Source organism: Pseudomonadota bacterium (assembly GCA_039714795.1).
GTDB lineage: Bacteria > Pseudomonadota > Alphaproteobacteria > JAGOMX01 > JAGOMX01 > JBDLIP01.
The window spans coordinates 1-19047 of sequence record JBDLIP010000025.1 but is presented as its reverse complement, the minus strand read 5'-3'; the positions used below and the strand labels follow the sequence as shown (position 1 = coordinate 19047).

Genomic DNA, 19047 nt, shown 5'->3' with positions numbered 1-19047 from the left:
CACTTGCAAGCATAATCGCAGATAAGCCTCGGATACCCAATTGTCATTCAACACGGATCTGAATGGACGATCTACCCTGACATTTGGAGAAGATACAATCAACTGAAGAATCAAGTGATGCAAAAGAATTGCAACCTGAAATATTGCAACATCAAGTTCAACCTGAGACTCAATCTCCATCTCCCGTGCCACAACCTGTTCTGGAAGAGCATAGAAGTGAAAGTGAGAGTGAGAGTGATGCTACAGAAGAGATTGCAACTCCTCTCAGTAATCAAGAGAAGCGGTTACAGAGAAAGCTTAACAAAATGAAGGGCGGAAAAGGCGGCACTAAATGGCGCAAAGCAAGGAAACTAATAAATTTGGCAATCAAGGTGGCTGGAGAAGGATCAGTGCAACCAGGAAGGGGCTCTGGAACAAATTTGAACGTTGGTGGCAGAAGAACCAATATTCACCGCCCGCATGGCCGTGATTCTACCCGAACAGATCCTGGTCGTATGCGGAGTTTGCAAGGGCTGATTTCTGATGGATCGAGGAATGACAAAAATATCTGAGGATATACCCGTGCTGAATCAAAATGTTGAGTTTTATGGTAACGAAAAGCGCGCAGTTTACTTAGGTAAATGAGCACTTTGAGTGCACCAGAAAACCAACAGTTTGATTCAGCTTCAGTATATGCTTTGCTAGGTTCACATCATGTTGGGGACATACCTAGTTACTCTAAATTGCTTTGCTCAAATATTTTTTTATTACAAGTAAAAAGATACAATCAATCAGTAACCGTTTATGAACTTAGATTTATATATTTAACACTCTATTAATATAAACTAATTATTTACTTATTGATATATAGAATAAAAATGCATAGTACTTTCGTTTTTAAAAAAACATATGGAGGTTTTTATGAAAAAAGAAATGTTTCTAAAGATGATCAAGGGAACATATGAAAATAATGTTCTCAATGGGACCAGTATAGATGAAATTATGCTTGGATTAAAGGGCCATGATTTCCTATTTGGTGAAGAAGGTGACGATAAAATGATCGGCCATCAGGGAAATGATTATTTCTACGCTGGCTCCGGTGATGACAGAGCCATTGGTAATCGCGGTGATGATGTCATGTTTGGCGAAGCTGGAAATGACAGGCTCATGGGATCGCATGGAGATGATACGGCTTCCGGCGGCGAAGGCGATGATCGATTATTTGGCGGACAGGGAAGCGACATTCTTAAAGGAGGAGAAGGTAAAGACGTCATCTTTGGTGGCGGCGGGGATGATTTCGTAGTGCACGAAATCGGCGACGATGGCTCCGACAAAGACATGTACAAAGGAGCCGGGGGATTTGATACCATCGTACTGGTTGGCACAGAAGATCAGTTTGATCCTGACTTCTTAGACCCTGGTCTTTTTGATGGCCCCGGCAAAAAAGTTGATTTTTCTAAAGAGTTTGGCCCCGAGCTAAACTTCATGGCTCACAACTTTGAAGCTGTTGTTTACAATGTTAGACCCATAGCAGCAGATGATGTCTTTGTGATTATTGAAGGTACTGACTTGCTAAATGACAATAATGTCCTGTCCAACGATGAAGATCCTGATGATACAGACACGCTCAAAGTCGTCAATGTAACTGGATTATCGTTTTTCGAGTTTGGCGGTATGGAAAGAGAAGATCTCGACTTTATGAGAGTTGAATTTGTTGTTGAAGAAGGTACTATTGCAAAATTCCAGATTTTTGATCCAGAGGGTGATCCAGAAAATTTCAACACTTTAACAATCAACATGGATGGAACCGTTGACTTTGAGCACTTTGGTGACATGTTGTTATTTACCCAAGGTGATTATTTGCAATTCACCTACATGATCGACGATGGCCTTGGCGGTATGGATGAGGCAATGGCCAATATCCACATCAATATTCCACCCGAGGCAGAGGATGACACTGTAATGCAAGATGAAGACAGCGCTCAGGATGCTCCATTGATGATTTTTGCAGAAGAGGACTTACTGAGCAATGATAATGATCCAGATGACTTGCCAGATCCTCTTTTTGTTGAAAACATTTTTATTGAGGGCAGTGATGATTTAATAACCTCATTGGGGGTAGAGCTTACATTTGAGATGGATATGGATGGTGCGATCACAAAGATATTTTACGACGCCACGCAAATAAATTTTGATTTGCTTGTAAACCTAGAAGACCTTAATTCATTGAGAGAATTTGAGGAGGGCGATCAAGTAGAAGGAGAGAATTTCATCAAAGATAGCTTCGAATACACGCTCTCTGATGGTTTGGAAAATGATACAGCCACAGTAATGGTGATGATTACAGGAGAAAATGATGATCCATTTGTAGAAAACGAGATAGAGGACGCTCTTGTAACTGTTGGTGAACTATTTATGGAAGATCTTTCACTCGTCTTCGTTGACCCTGATTTTGGAGATGAATTGATGCTCTCCTTGAATGATGATGCCCCAGATTGGCTAATGATTGATGGTACAATGTTATCAGGAACTCCTGACGAAACCGGTGAGTTTGATGTCACAGTCATAGCAATGGACAATTTTGGTGGCTCTGCAATGGATGAGTTTGTTATTACAGTTGACCCAGCGTAACCATTATTATAATTTGTTAGACCACGCCGAATAAACCAGGGCGGGTAACCGCTCTGGTTTCTTTTCAAAATATACCGAAGTTAAATCAAAACCTCTGTTTCCTGATACGCTCTTAAAATGCTGCTCGATTCACCCGGCAACCACCGCTGACTTGGCCGCTTTTACAGCTCCATCACCTACCTTAATTTCAATGCTTGACCCTGTAAAATCACTACCTACAGCTTCTTGCCGCCCACCCAAGGACTGAGCCAAAAACATCTCAGTTACAGCGTAAAACGACAGGCGATTTTCAGGACGAGCAAGCCCATGTCCCTCATCAGGATATAGTACATAAGTCACAGGAATTGCCTTGCGCTGCATGGCTGCTACAATCTGATCCGATTCGGCTTGCTTGACACGGGGGTCATTCGCGCCTTGGCCGATCAATAGCGGCTTGGTAATTTGCTCGACATAGGTCAGCGGTGATTGAGATTTTAAAAACTCCCTGCCCTCTTCGGTTTCATGATCTCCGCCGATGCGAACCTTCAACATATCCAGAGCTGGCGTCCAATAAGCCGGAACAGACTCAAGCAAGGTTTGTAAGTTCGACGGTCCTACAATGTCGACACCGCAGGCAAACACCTCTGGAGTCATCGTCAACCCCACAAGCGTCGCATAACCTCCATAGCTTCCTCCCATGATAGCGACTTTTTGCGGTTCTGCAATACCTTCAGCCACAGCCCAATTGGCCGCATCAACCAAATCATCATGCGCCTTTCCGGCCCACTCACCATAACCAGCTACAATAAAGTCCTTACCAAACCCGGTTGAGCCTCGGTAATTCACACTTAAAACCGCATATCCTCGATTGGCAAGCCACTGATGCTGGGCATTGTAACCCCAGGTATCACGCACGGTCGGCCCTCCATGCACCAGCAACACCATGGGCACAGGCCCTTTCGAGTCTTTGGGAATAGAAAGATAACTCACCATCTGCTTGCCATCTCGCGCCTGGATTACCACCGGCTGCATCGGCACCAGGGATTGCTCCTTGAGGGATTGATTTTGTGAAAAGAGATAGTGCGCCTGTTTTGCCTCGCGCTCATAGAGAAAGTATTCCATCGGCCCATCATCACGCAGATAAGCAACCACCCAAAAATCATCCCTGTGAGTTCGATCAACAATCTCGACTTCTCCAGGGTGCACCGTTTTTAGGTATTCAAAATCCGCAGCAATTTCTTTGTGCAAAATTTGCCAACGCTTGCGCTTGTAGGTTGATGCAAAGGCTTCCACTTTCTTGGTTGTTGGGTGAAACAGCGCGTCACTCATGTCTGCTTGATTATCTTTGGCAATCAATGTTTGGGCCCCTGATTGCATATCCAGCATTATCAGAGCAGATGTGTTGCGATCCCGGCTGTCCTGCATATACAAAATTTGACCCGTAGCATCAAACCCCAGCGGACTTGTCGTTATCAGATCCTCCATGTCAATGCGCTGAAACAGATTCCACTGTTTGCCTTCTTTCTTGAAAATCTTGCTGCCCCCATCGGAGGTCATCTGCATCGCCAAACGAGGCGTTAAATCCCAGTCTGCCAGGAAACCTGCAAACTGGTTATTTTCTTCAATAAGCTCCATTTTTCCGGTTTTTACATTGAGTCGATGTAGATCGTGAAACTCTGGTTGACGGTTATTTAAGCCAACTAGAATATGCTTTGGCGTACGATGTGAAGTTTTTACTACTTGAGCATGGATATTTTCAAAAGGCGTTAAGTCAGTCACTGAATTGGTTGCCAAGTTGACCCGATACAAGTGCCAGTCTTCATTGCCATCCTGGTCTTGCAAATAGAGTACAAAGCCAGATTCATAAGTCCAAAAGTGATTGCGAATGCCACGGTTTTTATCAAAGGTTACAGGTTTAGCCTGGCTCCAATCCCCTCGCGGTCCAACCCATACATTTAAGATTCCTTCATAGGGAGCAATAAAGCTAATATGTTGACCATCCGGGCTTAGGCGAACATTCATTTTATCTGGATTACCAAAAAGGACGGCGCGAGGGATTAAGGCAGTTTGGGGCATGGCTGAGTTTATCTCCGATGAATTGGTTTGATGTTAATAGTGTAACCGCAAATCAGGGTTGAGACCAGCTTAGTGCTTTCAGGATCGGGGTTGTTCAGTGAAAATAGACTACCTACGGACCGTCATCCCGGACGACAGTACTCAGTCTACTCAAATAGGTAACCAAATCTCGTATCTGCACACCATCGGGTGTGTCATATTCCCGCTTTAAATTCAGCACAAGTTGAACGCACTGAGCCTCACCAATATATTTCCTAAAATGCGCAAAATTTTTTGCGGGCGTATCATCAGAAATTTTCACCTCGACACAGAGTCTGGGTTGCCCATCAATAACCACAAGAAAATCAATTTCAACCCCATCTTTTGTTCTAAGATAATGCAAAGTTCCCGTCACACCTCGCGTGTCTTCAAGAAATTCAATCCGCTTTAAAAGCGCGCATGCGACAAGATTTTCCAGGCGAGCTCCTGTATCTACAACCCGCCCAATATCATAAAAATACAACTTGGGCTCCTTTAACAAAGAGCGCGCAACATTATTATGGTAGGGGGTAACCCGAAAAATTGCATAAATATTTTCGAGCATGCTCAACCAGTTTTGCACTGACTTTGGCGCTACGTTCAAATCTCGCGCCAAATTTGCATATGCTATTGGACTCGAGACACGAGGTTTTAGCAGATCAAATAGAATTTCAATTAACTTAATCGAATGCACTGAATACAGATCCAAAAAATCCTGACGCAGGATAATATCCAAGTGGGATTTCTGCCAACGCTTATAATACTGAGCACTGCCCTCTAAAAAGGGCTCTGGAAATCCACTACACTGCATAAGACGTTGAAAAACCTCTCGGGGCTTGTCTTGCCAATAGGTTATGCCTTCTTCAATATCAAGGGGATGCAAACGATACTGAAAATATCGCCCTGCAAGCGAGTCGCCCACTTTTCGAAAGGTGTTTAAATTAGCACTGCCTGTAACAAGTAAGCGGGGACGATTCCCTTCCGTATCGTAGATCCCCTTCAACCATCGTTTCCACTTGTTCATCTTGTGCAACTCATCAAAAAGAACACTTTCGACATCACGCTTCCACTGCTTCTTGAAAATTGCTATCCGATCTTCGGATGCATCAAAATTCAAATAATCATATTTATTAAATAGCTGCTGAACCAACGTTGTTTTTCCAGATTGCCGCGGCCCACTTATAAGAACAACTTTTTTGTCTGCGTCTTGCTTGATGTATTTGGCAAGGTAACGATCCATGATGAAATACAGCCTATATAGAAACTTATGACTATTATGAATTGAATTACCGAAAAGTCAAGACCATTCGGGAAAATACTTCGTTTTGGTCAAAACTAAGTTCGCGCTTTATATCCCACAGCGCACCAATAAGGCATTTCCTCATTAAAGCGAATCTTTTCAAGACCGCATTTGCGCATCATTTGCTTGATCTGCTCTTGGGTAAACCGTTGTTCTAAACGCGTGCCAAACCGGTCCAGTGCATCGGTGCGCAGCGTATAAAAGCTGTGTTGCCGATAATAAGCAAGCGGCATATGTTCAACAGGCCTGCCCAGCCTTTTAACCAACCCTGCCAGGCGTGCCAGCGGCCAATAAACCAAAGTTGCAATTGTATCTGTCATGCAACGCTTAAGCCTAAAGGGCAGTCTACAAATCACCCGGCGTCCAATATCACTGAAACGCCAGAGGACTCGAAACCACCATGGCTTATGGTCAAAGGCATAATAAAGGTAAACTAAGAATGGCGCTCCGGGCTTGAGTTTATCGATGCACGATTGCAGGGCGGCTTGGGTGTCAGGAATGTGGTGCAACACACCCAGCGAATAACCAAAATCCATGGAGTTATCGGCAAATGGCAATTGGTCAACGCTTGCCTGGTGCCACTGCACATTTGTGTTTTCACGCAACATTTGCCGGCACACTTCAAGTGCCTTAGAGCTTGCATCAATGCAGTGCAACCAGCCAACTCGGGGGGCTACCAACTTAGCCCACCTACCACTGCCGCATCCCATATCAAATCCCGCAGCATCCTTGGGTAAACTATGCCAAGGAAAATTCTTAAAATACTGGGCAAAATGGGCTGCTGTTTCCTCGTCGCTCATCTGGGATTGATCAAAATGCGACCATTCTTCCCCGAACCCTTCAACTGTCTTGTGATCAACATTACTTGCTGTATGCATACGAGCCACGCTAATGGTAACAGACAAAAAAGGCAAGGTGATTTTTGGAACTATGCCGCACCTTCAGCCTTCAGCGTCGCCATATCCCGGAATAGGAAAGCGCTGACACATCTTTTGCACATCGGCGCGAATTCTTTTTTCAACCTCATCGCTTGTTCCGTTTTGCAAAGCATTCAGGACTTCGGCAACCCACCTACCAATTTGCTTGAATTCACCCACGCCCAAACCACGTGTGGTTGTAGCTGCAACTCCCAAACGAATACCTGAAGTCTTCAAAGGCGGCAATGGATCCTGCGGAATACCATTTTTGTTACAAGTGATGCCAGCTCGTTCTAAGGTTTGCTCAGCATCATTGCCTGTGATGCCAAAGGAAGAAAGATCCACCAACAGCAAATGCGTATCGGTGCCACCTGTGACCAAAGAAATATCATTGTCCAGCAAAGAATCTGCCAGCGCCTTGGCATTGACCACGATGTTTTGCGCATACTCTTTAAAGCTAGGCTGTAAGGCTTCCTTAAAGCCTACGGCTTTAGCAGCAATCACGTGCATCAAAGGTCCACCTTGATTGCCTGGAAACACGGCTGAGTTTAACTTTTTGGCCCAAACTGGATCATCAGTTAAGATAAATCCACCGCGGGGACCTCGCAATGTTTTGTGCGTTGTGGAAGTTACAATGTGTGCATGCGGAAATGGACTTGGGTAAATCCCTCCAGCCACAAGCCCTGCAAAGTGCGCCATGTCCACCATCAATAACGCCCCTACTTCGCCAGCAATGGCTCGAAATGCCTTAAAGTCAACGATGCGAGCGTAAGCTGACCCTCCAGCAATAATTAACTTTGGTTTATGCACTCGCGCCTTTTCGGCGACATCCTGCATATCAATATAGCCATCCTCTAAGACACCATAACCAACAGCATTAAACCATTTACCCGACATATTGACCTTCGATCCATGCGTCAGGTGACCGCCACAATCAAGCGCCATCCCTAAAAATGTATCTCCTGGCTGCATGGTTGCCAAAAATACCGCCTCATTGGCTTGCGCCCCTGAATGCGGTTGCACATTGGCAAACCCACAGCCAAACAATTGGCATGCGCGCTCGATAGCCAAACGCTCGGCCACGTCAACAAACTCACAGCCGCCATAATAGCGCCGTCCTGGATAGCCTTCGGCATATTTATTGGTCATCACGCTACCGGTGGCAGCCATTACATTGATCGAGGCGAAATTCTCACTGGCAATCATTTCCAACTGATTTTGCTGGCGTTTAAGTTCGTTTCCAAGAGCCTGGGCGATTTCAGAGTCAAAGTCGTGCAAGGTTTTGTGTACTCGCATATATGTAGGTGTTCCTTAAAAAACTATTTCTGCTGCTAAAGGTAGCAAAACCTCAGAGTTGAGGCTAGTGCAATAATCCTCAGCCGTAATCACGGCCGCACATTTTCCCCAGGCTCTATCCCAGAGCTCAATGGAACAACAATTCAACATGCTAAATGCTAAACCCCAAACCGCCCCTCATCCGCCAACAACTCTTCAATCCGCAGCAGTTGATTGTATTTTGCCACCCGATCACTCCGGCACGGAGCGCCAGCCTTAATTTGCCCGCAGTTCGTTGCAACGGCTAAATCAGCAATATAAGTATCTTCTGTTTCACCAGAGCGGTGCGACATCATGGTGGTATAACCTGCACGATGCGCTTGATCTACAGCCTGCAATGTCTCAGTGAGAGTGCCAATTTGATTGACCTTTACCAGCATTGAATTGGCAACTTTTTGATCAATCCCTTTTTGCAAACGTTCTAGATTAGTGACAAACACGTCGTCACCTATTAATTGCACTTTTTTGCCTAAAGACTGGGTCAGCATTTGCCACCCCTGCCAATCATCTTCGGCCATTGCGTCTTCAATTGAAATCAGCGGATAGCCTGAAACCAGCTTAGAATAATAAGCTACCAACTCGCCGGCTGTAAAAATTTTACCTTCTCCGGCAAAATGATATTTGTCCTTTTTCCATAACTCCGTTGCCGCAACATCTAGTGCCAGGGCTATATCTTTTCCTGGTTTATAGCCTGCTTTTTCGATTGCCTGAATCAAAAAATCCAGGGCTTGAGTCGTACTGGTCAAGGCTGGGGCAAAGCCTCCTTCATCACCCACATTGGTGGAAAGCCCTGCCTCTACCAGGATACGCTTTAGGTGATGGTAGACTTCGGTGCCCATTTGTAGAGCTCCAGTAAACGACGTGGCTCCCACAGGCACAACCATAAACTCTTGAATATCAATGGTATTGTCAGCATGTGCTCCCCCATTGAGAACATTGAAAAATGGCATCGGTAGACGGCAAGCCCCAATACCACCGATATAGCGATATAGCGGCAATCTTAAGTGGATAGCCGCGGCTTTGGCAAGTGCCAGGCTTACCCCTAAAATTGCATTGGCCCCAAACTTGCTCTTGTTGGTTGTGCCGTCCAGTTGCAGCATGACCTCATCAATCTCACGCTGATTCAGGCCATTGAGACCAATTAGACCATCTGCCAATTTACCATTGACCGCCTCAACCGCCTGCATCACCCCTTTACCTAAAAAGCGCTTGGGGTCGTTGTCTCTAAGTTCAACTGCTTCGTGGCTGCCCGTTGAAGCACCTGAAGGGATAGATGCACGCCCGATCGCCCCACTTTCAAGACTGACTTCAACTTCAACCGTGGGATTGCCACGAGAGTCGAGAATTTCTCGACCGTAAATATCTATAATAATCGCCACATTAATCCCCCATATCGATAATTTCCGGGTGTTCCTTGGCAACCTTATCAATTTCCATCAAAGTGTGCACAAGACTGGGCATATGCTCCAGATACACCATGTTTGGACCATCGCTGGGGGCATTATCAGGATCCTCGTGCGTTTCTAGAAAAACGCCAGCAACACCAACGGCGACAGCCGCACGCGATAGGGTCGGCACAAACTCACGCTGCCCGCTGCTTGTAGTCCCTGCCCCTCCGGGCTGCTGCACCGAATGCGTGCCATCAAAAACCACCGGGCATCCTGTTGCTTTCATGATGGGCAGTGAGCGCATATCAGACACGAGGGTATTATAACCAAAAGACGCGCCTCGCTCACACAAGATGATATGAGAATTACCTGCATCTTCCAGCTTGTCCACGACGTTCGCCATATCCCAAGGGGCTAAAAACTGCCCCTTTTTAATATGCAACGGTTTTTCTGTTGCTGCTGCTGCTTGCAGCAAATCCGTCTGCCGGCAGAGAAAAGCGGGGATTTGCAACAGATCCACAACTTCAGCCACAGGCGTACATTGTTCTGGCAAATGCACATCAGTAATTACAGGACAGCCAACCTTCTCTTTAATCTCTGCCAAAATAGGCAGCCCCTTTTCAAGGCCTATCCCTCTTGGGGCAATAGAACTGGTCCGGTTGGCTTTATCAAATGAGGTTTTATAGATAAACCCGATTCCTAATTCTTCGGCCATTTCGCTCAGAGCTGTGGACATCTTTAAAGCATGTTCGCGCGTCTCCAATTGACAGGGCCCAGAAATAAGCACAAATGGCAAATCATTGCCAAACGTCACTTTTTTAGTCTGGTCTGACCCAACAGTTACATGGTGCATTGCTGTCATTAGCTTTTCTCCTTTCTCGATTTGTAAACAAGGGCAGCCTTTGTAAAAGCCGCAAACAAAGGACTGGGACTGCATGGCCTTGACTTGAACTCTGGATGGAATTGAACTGCTAAAAACCACGGGTGATCAGATCGCTCAACAATAGTTGGCAGATCACCACTGGAATCAAATCCTGTAATCATTAACCCTGCTCCCTCGAGTGCTTCTCGATAACTAACATTCACTTCATAGCGATGCCGGTGTCGTTCTTGAATCACATCAGAGCCATAAATTTGGCGTGCTAGGCTGTTGGGAGCCAGATAACAATCGTAGGCTCCCAAACGCATGGTACCACCCTTTTGACTTTCATGAGAGCGCTTTTCGAGCTGGCTACCTTTCATCCATTCGGTCAACAGCCCCACTACCGGCTCAGTTGTCAGGCCAAATTCTGTCGAATTGGCCTGAGGAATATCGGCTAAATTCCTGGCCGCCTCAATCACTGCCAACTGCATGCCAAAACAAATGCCTAAAAAGGGAACGTTCTTTTCTCGGGCATAGGTAATAGCTGCGCTTTTACCAGCAGTACCCCGCACGCCATATCCACCCGGCACCAAAATACCATCTGCTTGCGCTAGGGTTTGTTCAATCTCAGAAATTGGTTTGGGAGTACGCGCCTCCCCCTCCCCTTGTTCGAATTCTTCCGGATTGAGCCATAGGATATTCATCTGAGCCTGATGCACACCTGCTCCATGCGCCAGCGCCTCAATCAATGACTTGTAGGAATCTTTTAACTGCAAATACTTAGCAACAATGGCAATAGTCACGGACTGCTTGGCGTTACTGACCCGCTCAACCATATCTTGCCATTCTTGCATTTGCGCCTCGGGGGGATTGGGAATGCCAAAATGCGACAGTACCCGCAGGTCCATTTCTTGACGAGCAAACTCTAACGGCACCTTATACACGTTGTCCACATCGATGGCTTCTATGACATTTTCCGGGGCGATATTGCAAAATAAAGCCAGCTTTGCCTTGCTACTTTCCGGTAAAGGTCGATCGCAACGACACAACAGCATATCAGCACGAATTCCCTCACGCTGTAGGGTTTTTACAGAGTGCTGTGAAGGCTTAGTTTTCAACTCACCAGCACTGGCAATGTAGGGCACCAATGTCAGATGAATGAACATGGCATTTTCATGTCCCACTTCGTTGTGAAACTGACGCACGGCTTCTAGAAAAGGAGAGCCTTCAATATCACCAACAGTTCCGCCGATCTCACACAACAGAAAGTCAACGTCCGCATCAACACCTCGCACCAGAGCCTCTTTAATGGCGTTGGTAATGTGCGGCACTACTTGAACTGTGCCGCCCAGATAATCACCACTGCGTTCCCTGGCAATCACTGAGGAGTACACTTGCCCCGCAGTTAGGTTATCATCTGATGTACAAGTGACATCAGCAAAGCGCTCATAATGCCCCAAATCAAGATCGGTTTCCGCCCCATCGTCGGTGACAAACACCTCACCGTGCTGGCTCGGGCTCATGGTGCCTGGATCTACGTTTAGATAAGGGTCAAATTTGCGCACCCGCACTTTGTAACCACGAGCCTTTAGCAGAGCCGCCAAAGAAGCCGTCGCCAGGCCCTTGCCAAGGGCTGAAACCACACCACCGGTTACAAAAATATATTGTGTCATGAACGGCCCCTACTCCTTATACATAGCAAACTATGCAAGGACCTTACACGATTTGTAAGAGAGACTCAAACGGTGTGATCCTAGATCCAGGATTGTTCAGTGTAATCCACTCGGCCGTCATCCCGGCTGCCCATCCAAAATCCAGTAAGGGACAAACTTTTCCCCAGCTCGTAAAGAGTTGGATTTGAAAGCTGCAGGAGAACACTATGACCCAAAAGAAGGCTTTTGCGTTTTGAGTGGGTAATCTGAATTTTAGGTATACCCGTCCCGGGCATAAATGGCGCTTTGCCCTACAAACAAAAAGTATCTTGTTCCAATCAAAAAATACAAGGCAAATCAGAAATCAGCAAGTCAGAAATCAGCAAGGCAGTGCTGCGCTGAAACGCAGCACTGCCTTGCTGATTTCTGATTTGCCTTGTAAATTAGTAGTCAGTATACTAAATTACAAGATAATGTTAGCACGATCTCAATTTCTCAGCAGAATTGACTCTGCGTTTCAAATTGGCCGAGTTTGCGCGATTCTTGGACCGCGCCAGTGTGGAAAAACAACACTGGCAGAGGCTTATGTCAAGGATTATCAGGGACCAAAAACACTGTTTGACCTCGAAGATCCACGTCATTTATCCGAGCTACAAGATCCAATGCTTGCTCTAGAGTCGCTAAACGGACTTGTGATAATTGATGAAATACAGCGTCTTCCAGAATTGTTTCCCATTTTGCGCGTTTTAGTCGATCATAGTTTCTCTCCTGACCTCTCATCTTTATAAGCAAAAGTGCTTTCCTGTGCAAATGTTATCTTAATATTTAAATATATATTTTAGATATTTTTCGAATACTTGCCCACCAAGCTGACTCGATTCAATAAGTGCATTTTTGTGCTCCTTTAAGTCTAGGGTTTACTTACATTCCCGAGCAACAAAAAAAGATCATAGCCTGACAGCATTCAACTTGCCCCTATCAGGGCCAGCCCCCACTAAACTAGTAAGAACTGACCCCTATAGAGGCAAACGTGCCAGGTTCCCAGACCACTCGCCACAATATACCTCTCCACAACGTTTCCGCGGCAAACTAAGCAGAAACAAGCAAACACAAACAAACGGCCCCAGGAAACGCTGGCGCTGAAGGTCGGCATACTGTACATTGGCGTTAGCCATATCTGATCTCCGTTATAGATCGGGTTGGTTAGTGGACTGGGGCGGTGATGGTACACCGCCCTGCCACGCTTACCCCTGAAGACTAGTCCTGTTTTTCGGCAAACGCAAGCATAAATTTTCGTAAAACAGGGCTGTTCAGTGAAAATGTGTTATCTACGGATCGTCATCCTGAACGTTGGTTTTGGAACTCAAGTCTGGTAAGACTTGAGGAGGCAAAACCTTACGATTCAGGATCGTAAGCATTTGGGATTCATTGGCCTTACGGCCATGAACTCCAAATGCAACGTCCAGGATGATGGCCGAGTAGGTTGTAACTTCGATTTGAACCATGCCAAAAAATGCATAAACTCTTGACCACTTTTACCATAAGCCTTGCCTTTTTCTCGGCCAATCTGCTGGCCAATGGAGCAAGCACGCAGGAAATGAGGATCGAGATCTATCAACTGGTTACAAACGGAATTGGGGCTCATTTAGGATACGTCCTTGCAAAGGACTCAGAAAATGGCCTGGAGCTCAAAACCCACCTAACAGGCCTTCCACCAGGCCCGCATGGATTTCACCTGCATGAGCATCCAAGTTGTGCAGCAAAGAAAAAGGGAAAAGCTGGAAAAATGTTCCCAGGACTAGCGGCAGGAGGACACTATGACCCAGAAGAAACAGCAAGCCACCAAGGCCCAGAGGGCCTTGGCCACCTGGGCGACCTGCCGGTTTTGAATGTAAATGAGCAAGGAGAGGCAACAGAAACCCTCATCGCCCCTCGCTTAAAACTATCTGACCTGCCTGGACACGCCTTAATGATTCACGAAAAGGGCGATAATTATTCAGATACCCCGGAAAAACTCGGCGGTGGCGGCTCGCGCATTGCCTGTGGCGTTGCGGAGTGACAAAAATAACAGGGCTTAAATGGAGGATACCCCCATTTAAGCCCCACTTAAATTACTGGCCTATCCACCAAGTTGGCTTTGACTGCACTTTTTTACTAGCACTGGTTAAACTCCATTTAACTCTACCAAAGTCAAATCTACTAGCTGTAAGCGCTTGATTAAGGATGGCAAGTTTTTTCTGTGATCCAGGATCATTTTTAAGAATTTCCATAGCTGTTCTTAATTCTACTAACCGATCTATGGAGTTTCCTTTTCCTTTTCGTTGCATTGCCCGACTTGCTAAATTTGTAACATCGGCTGGCTTTGTTTTATTAATGAGCCGGGTAGCTTTTTGTATCTCCCTACTAGCAGGTTGCCCAGTCAGTTTTATTGCCCAAGCCGGCTTAGACATACTTAACCGCCCATACTTAATCTGGTTCAGATCAAAGCAATCCTTTTTGAGCAATTGCTTATCAAGGCTTTGCATATGTGCGGATTGTACCCCCTTTCCCTTTGCACCTTCAACTGCTGTTTTTAATCTTACCAACCATTTGATGGCATTTCTTTTTGCTGCTCTATCGTTTGGCTGCCCATATCTTGCTATCCTCTGACGAGACTTCACTTCATTTTTATCAACTGACGCAACACGTTGCTCGAATATTTGTTTTTGCTCGTTTGGATTTTTCGTTGCAAGAGCAAAGTCAAATTCACACTCGTTGAGTAGGAATTTATAAAGCGCATTAACAAGCTTCAGGTTACGTCTAGCCTGCTTTTCTCTGTCTAAAAGGTTTTTTAGTTGCCATAACCAAGTTTTGGCACCCCTACCATCTCTGCGTAAAGCAAATTTTGCTTGATGCTTAATTTGAGAAATGATGGTTTTTTGATTTGTAGTAACTTGTAATGGTTTAAAGTTATCGAAAACCGTACGGTTCGCAAACACCTGTTCAAATTGCTTAATAGTCTGACCGTCTCTATCAAGAACCGCAAAGACTATCTTCTGGAAATATCCATCGAATTCTCTAGCTACTTCAGCAAACAAGTTAACAACCTTGGGAACCGGATTTTCAAATACACCAGTCCCTAGTGCACCCAGGACAAGTGAATCATTTCCATTTACAAGAGCTGCAACAAACATAGAACGAATTTTATTCTTCATGTATGCCCAATATGTTCCAGTGTTTTGCAATTCTGGGAAAATATCTTCATCCACTTTCCCTGCTCGATTCGGGGCAAGGAATTTTCTGTTTAGGTGGCGAAAGGCCGCAACTGCAAAGATATCTACATATACAGGCTCTCTAAAGCTATAACCTTTATCCACACCATTTCGAAACACGGCAACGCCAGGAACACAAATCCCTCCCTGCATTGGAATAAAATACTGACCAGGTAATTCAGCATGACTTAACTGATTGTTTTTGCGGTATTCTTCCATTAAAGCAGCATAGAGAGCGGATCTGTAAGCCATTTGCTCTTCTTGAACATTTCCATGACCACTAGGCGCACCTCCGGTTGGGTTTTCAGCATGAGCCATATCTATGGCTAAAGGATTCAATAATTCCTGCCCTTTCTTTAATGCTATAGCACAGTCAAGCGTATCTTGATTAACAACTGTAAATTTTGTCGAATATTTTTTTTGATACTTGGATAAATCATAATTTCTTCCTCTATGATCTTTTCCGCCAGAAAAAACGCTGAAGTTTCTTTGTTTGCCTTTCCCTACAGCACTTTTCACATCATAGATTTCTGAAGAGCCCTGCAATTGGTAACTACCATTAGAGATTTCTTGGTTAAGATCGAAAATCGCCTTTCTCTGCCATGCTTCCTCTGCCTCGTATGTACCTTTCGAATCTAAAATATAGTGTGTGCGTTGCGGATCAGAGGTAGAATTTTGATTAGTACTTTTTGATAAACTACGACCATTCACATAAACAAGCTGATCCTTGTTTAAAACAAGTCCACATTTTTCTCTCAACACCTGGAGATTCATACCTGGTGTTTTAAAGCTAAGCTTGTTAGGTGCAGATAAGTGACCAAGCTGGATTCCAATGGAGCTCTTTAAATCGACAACTAAATTGCTTATTGCAGAGATTATCCCCAAATTATTGAGTTTCTCAAAATTGTACGTCCCTGATACGAGTTCCAAAAGACCGTTTTCAATTTGGGTAAAGTTGGAAACATCAAATCTTTCAGTCCCAAGAATTGTGGTGTTTCCTTGGAATATGACTGAATCAGCCGTTAAATCTAGAAAACCTTCAAAATCACTAACTGTGACTGCTCCAAATGTCTCAATGTTAATTTTCCCGTTTTGCTTTCCATCGAGGAACACATTACCAAATTTATCATATTTTATTATACCACTGATGGTCCCTTCATCTTCATCTGCCGGTAAAGACCTTTTAATTATATCTCCACCCTTGTCAAAAACATGCAAATACGTATTACTACGATAGCGAGTAATCTTAATAGAGAGTTCCTCGATCTGGCTTCCATACGCACAACACGTAAACACAAAAACGCTTACAAATTGGATCAATTTATTCTTAAAATTCATTCTATACACCTTTAATTCTGTTGAATAATAAATAACAGTTACAATCTTATGTAAAAACACGTATAGTATAAACAAGAACATATTGCAACATATTTTTATTTGGATTGATCACCCTACGGGCCAGGATGACGGCCGTTGGACCGAATAGTTACACAAATTCAATCTCAGGGCTTGCACTTTGCGCTCAAGCTTTCTAAAAAGGAGGTAATGGTAATGTGTTAAGTCAACAAAGGAAATTTGAAAAATGTCACGCAACTTAAAAGCAAAACAACCACGCCCGAAACGCTCTCGAACTTTATTAGCTTCGTGGAGCATATTTGTGGCTGTCATCGTGGCCTTTTTTGGCTGGACTGTTTTTGCGCCAACTTATCCTGACCTGCGAATGTCCAACGCACTGGTGTTAGACCTTCCCGAAGCCACACCGTTAGAGGAGTTTGTCTTTGCAAATGCAGAAGAGCTTGAAGACAATGTTTTAGATGGTGGTAGTGAAACCATCTGGGATTTGGTGACCTCAAACCTGGTTGAGGAAACCGAAATGGGGCTATTGCCCGCCATAGCAGATGACGGTCTACAACCCCGGCAAGCCTACGCTGAAAAAGCGGACGTTAACCCAAAAAATCCCCGAATTGCCATTATCGTAACCAATTTGGGACCTGACCATATTCTCACCAGCCAGGCAATTGAACGCCTACCCAGTCCAGTCACCTTGGCCTTTTCTCCCTACACAGCGGCTATTAATCAGTCCATAAAGCAAGCCCGCGACCATCATCACGAGGTATTGCTCGGCATTGCCCTTGAATCCCAACGGTCACCGACCAGTAATCTGAGCCCGCATACCCTGCTCACTTATCTCTCTCCTGAAGAAAACACCCAACGATTGCATTGGATCCTCAGCCAAACCGGTGGATACGTTGGACTTGTGGGCTTATCGGGCAGTCAGTTCCTAAACAATCAAACCGCCCTAGAACCTTTCTTTAGGCAACTAAAAGATCGAGGTCTGCTCTTTGTAGATAGTCAAGCCGTTGCAACGGCAAATAATCTAGCCCAAGATATGCAACTGCCACATCTTGCATGCTCACACGTGCTAAAACAAACTCCCGATTCGACCCCTTTAGAAAGGCAGCTACATAATCTTGAACGGGATGCAAGGCGCAAAGGTCAAGCAATTGCCATTGTCCAGGCCAATACATCTTCTCTGGAAGTCTTAAGCCACTGGACTCCCACTTTGGAACAAAAGGGCCTGACGCTGATTCCGATCACTGCACTGCTGCCAGCACCTGAAGTGGCAATTATTATGACCAAAAGAGACACCCAAGAATGACATGAGATGGCCTCCACGAATTAACCTCCCCTATCGCCCCTCTGTAGGCGTTATGCTTGTAAATGCAGACGATCAAGTATTTGTGGCTCAGCGGATTGACTCATATAGAACAGCATGGCAAATGCCTCAAGGCGGTTTGGATCCGGGCGAAACACCTGAGCAAACCGCCATCCGAGAATTGAAGGAAGAAATTGGCACCAACAACGCCACCTTCTTGGCCAAATCTAAGAAAGAATACACCTACGACCTGCCTGCACACCTGGTAGGACGCTGCTGGAACGGCCGCTACCGCGGACAAAAGCAGACTTGGTTTTTAATGCGCTTTGAGGGCGATGACTCCCAGATCAATCTAGATAGCCACTCCCACCCTGAGTTTTCCCACTGGAAGTGGGTCGACATTCACAAGCTTATCTATCTTGTTGCTCCCTTTAAGCGTGAGGTATACCGCGCCCTAGTAAAAGAGTTTTTGCCTGTACTACAATCGCAAAAACAGAATTAAAAATTCACAAAGGGATTGCTTCTTTAGGTGTTTCCCGGCAGAATGACATTTGTGATGGATGGGTGGCCGAGCGGTTGAAGGCACCGGTCTTGAAAACCGGCAAGGGGTTTACGCCTCTTCGTGGGTTCGAATCCCACCCCATCCGCCAGCCTTATTTCTCGTATACTGAAGTGAAATCAAAACCTCTGTTTCCTGATACGCGCGAAGTGCTCATTTACCCAAGTAAACTGCAATGTAAATCAGCATGCAAAATTCAGCTATCCGGTATCTAATTGTTTTTTTGCACTGAAAGTAAAAAACTGGATCCCGGCTCACTCCATTTCCCAAGCCAGCCCCTTCGGGTCTGGGGGAAATGGGCAGCTGGGATGACGTCCCGTGGGGGATGAGCGTCGATTTGAAAAACTGTCAAAGCAATTTAGAAATGTCCTATTCTAGCAATTTAAAAATGTCCGGTTTTGCTATCTCGTAAACTAATAACCTCTAGGCTTTTCATAAATATCT

General features: G+C 45.2%; 15 protein-coding genes and 1 tRNA gene. 7 read left to right on the top strand and 9 right to left on the bottom strand.

Annotated elements, in window-relative coordinates; all coding sequences use genetic code 11:
* Positions 1 to 83: 83 nt before the first annotated feature.
* Both ABFQ95_03285 and ABFQ95_03280 read left to right on the top strand, forming a co-directional pair.
* Positions 84 to 551 carry a hypothetical protein gene (locus ABFQ95_03285; GenBank protein ID MEN8236553.1) on the top strand — a complete coding sequence of 156 codons (468 nt, stop codon included), beginning with the start codon at positions 84 to 86 and terminating at the stop codon, positions 549 to 551.
* 349 nt (positions 552 to 900) lie between these two features.
* The gene (locus ABFQ95_03280) at positions 901 to 2610 is read left to right on the top strand and encodes a putative Ig domain-containing protein (protein MEN8236552.1); all 1710 of its coding nucleotides are present in this window, start codon (positions 901 to 903) and stop codon (positions 2608 to 2610) included.
* Between the two features lie 129 nt (positions 2611 to 2739).
* Here ABFQ95_03280 and ABFQ95_03275 read toward each other — a convergent pair whose 3' ends face one another.
* From ABFQ95_03275 to ABFQ95_03245, 7 genes are all read right to left on the bottom strand, one after another.
* Positions 2740 to 4665, bottom strand: coding sequence for a S9 family peptidase (locus ABFQ95_03275; GenBank protein ID MEN8236551.1), 1926 nt, complete (start codon positions 4663 to 4665; stop codon positions 2740 to 2742).
* 112 nt (positions 4666 to 4777) lie between these two features.
* The gene (locus tag ABFQ95_03270; GenBank protein ID MEN8236550.1) at positions 4778 to 5923 is read right to left on the bottom strand and encodes an ATP-binding protein; all 1146 of its coding nucleotides are present in this window, start codon (positions 5921 to 5923) and stop codon (positions 4778 to 4780) included.
* A gap of 95 nt (positions 5924 to 6018) precedes the next feature.
* Complete coding sequence (locus ABFQ95_03265; GenBank protein ID MEN8236549.1) at positions 6019 to 6861, bottom strand: methyltransferase domain-containing protein; 843 nt, start codon at positions 6859 to 6861, stop codon at positions 6019 to 6021.
* Positions 6862 to 6924: 63 nt separating this feature from the next.
* Positions 6925 to 8196 carry a serine hydroxymethyltransferase gene (gene glyA, locus ABFQ95_03260; GenBank protein ID MEN8236548.1) on the bottom strand — a complete coding sequence of 424 codons (1272 nt, stop codon included), beginning with the start codon at positions 8194 to 8196 and terminating at the stop codon, positions 6925 to 6927.
* Between the two features lie 158 nt (positions 8197 to 8354).
* A complete protein-coding gene (eno, locus tag ABFQ95_03255) occupies positions 8355 to 9614 on the bottom strand; it encodes a phosphopyruvate hydratase (GenBank protein ID MEN8236547.1) in 1260 nt (419 codons plus the stop codon).
* A gap of 1 nt (position 9615) precedes the next feature.
* Positions 9616 to 10485 carry a 3-deoxy-8-phosphooctulonate synthase gene (kdsA, locus tag ABFQ95_03250; GenBank protein MEN8236546.1) on the bottom strand — a complete coding sequence of 290 codons (870 nt, stop codon included), beginning with the start codon at positions 10483 to 10485 and terminating at the stop codon, positions 9616 to 9618.
* Positions 10485 to 12158 (bottom strand): CTP synthase, encoded by a 1674-nt coding sequence (locus ABFQ95_03245; GenBank protein ID MEN8236545.1) that lies wholly within the window; start codon positions 12156 to 12158, stop codon positions 10485 to 10487. Before ABFQ95_03245 ends, kdsA begins: the two co-directional genes overlap by 1 nt.
* A gap of 236 nt (positions 12159 to 12394) precedes the next feature.
* Here ABFQ95_03245 and ABFQ95_03240 point away from each other — a divergent pair, with 236 nt between their 5' ends.
* Positions 12395 to 12925: an AAA family ATPase gene (locus tag ABFQ95_03240; GenBank protein MEN8236544.1), complete on the top strand. Its 531-nt coding sequence runs from the start codon at positions 12395 to 12397 to the stop codon at positions 12923 to 12925.
* A 540-nt stretch (positions 12926 to 13465) separates the two neighbouring features.
* Here ABFQ95_03240 and ABFQ95_03235 read toward each other — a convergent pair.
* Complete coding sequence (locus ABFQ95_03235) at positions 13466 to 13642, bottom strand: hypothetical protein (protein MEN8236543.1); 177 nt, start codon at positions 13640 to 13642, stop codon at positions 13466 to 13468.
* 8 nt (positions 13643 to 13650) lie between these two features.
* Here ABFQ95_03235 and sodC point away from each other — a divergent pair, with 8 nt between their 5' ends.
* Entirely contained in the window at positions 13651 to 14196 is a 546-nt protein-coding gene (gene sodC / locus ABFQ95_03230) for a superoxide dismutase [Cu-Zn] SodC (GenBank protein ID MEN8236542.1), read from the top strand.
* Between the two features lie 52 nt (positions 14197 to 14248).
* Here sodC and ABFQ95_03225 read toward each other — a convergent pair whose 3' ends face one another.
* A complete protein-coding gene (locus ABFQ95_03225; GenBank protein MEN8236541.1) occupies positions 14249 to 16726 on the bottom strand; it encodes a TIGR02452 family protein in 2478 nt (825 codons plus the stop codon).
* Between the two features lie 244 nt (positions 16727 to 16970).
* On the opposite strand from ABFQ95_03225, the gene ABFQ95_03220 reads away from it, so the two are divergent.
* From ABFQ95_03220 to ABFQ95_03210, 3 genes are all read left to right on the top strand, one after another.
* A complete protein-coding gene (locus tag ABFQ95_03220) occupies positions 16971 to 18047 on the top strand; it encodes a divergent polysaccharide deacetylase family protein (protein MEN8236540.1) in 1077 nt (358 codons plus the stop codon).
* A 1-nt stretch (position 18048) separates the two neighbouring features.
* Positions 18049 to 18546 carry an RNA pyrophosphohydrolase gene (locus tag ABFQ95_03215; protein ID MEN8236539.1) on the top strand — a complete coding sequence of 166 codons (498 nt, stop codon included), beginning with the start codon at positions 18049 to 18051 and terminating at the stop codon, positions 18544 to 18546.
* A gap of 56 nt (positions 18547 to 18602) precedes the next feature.
* Positions 18603 to 18694, top strand: a tRNA-Ser gene (locus ABFQ95_03210).
* Positions 18695 to 19047 lie beyond the last annotated feature (353 nt).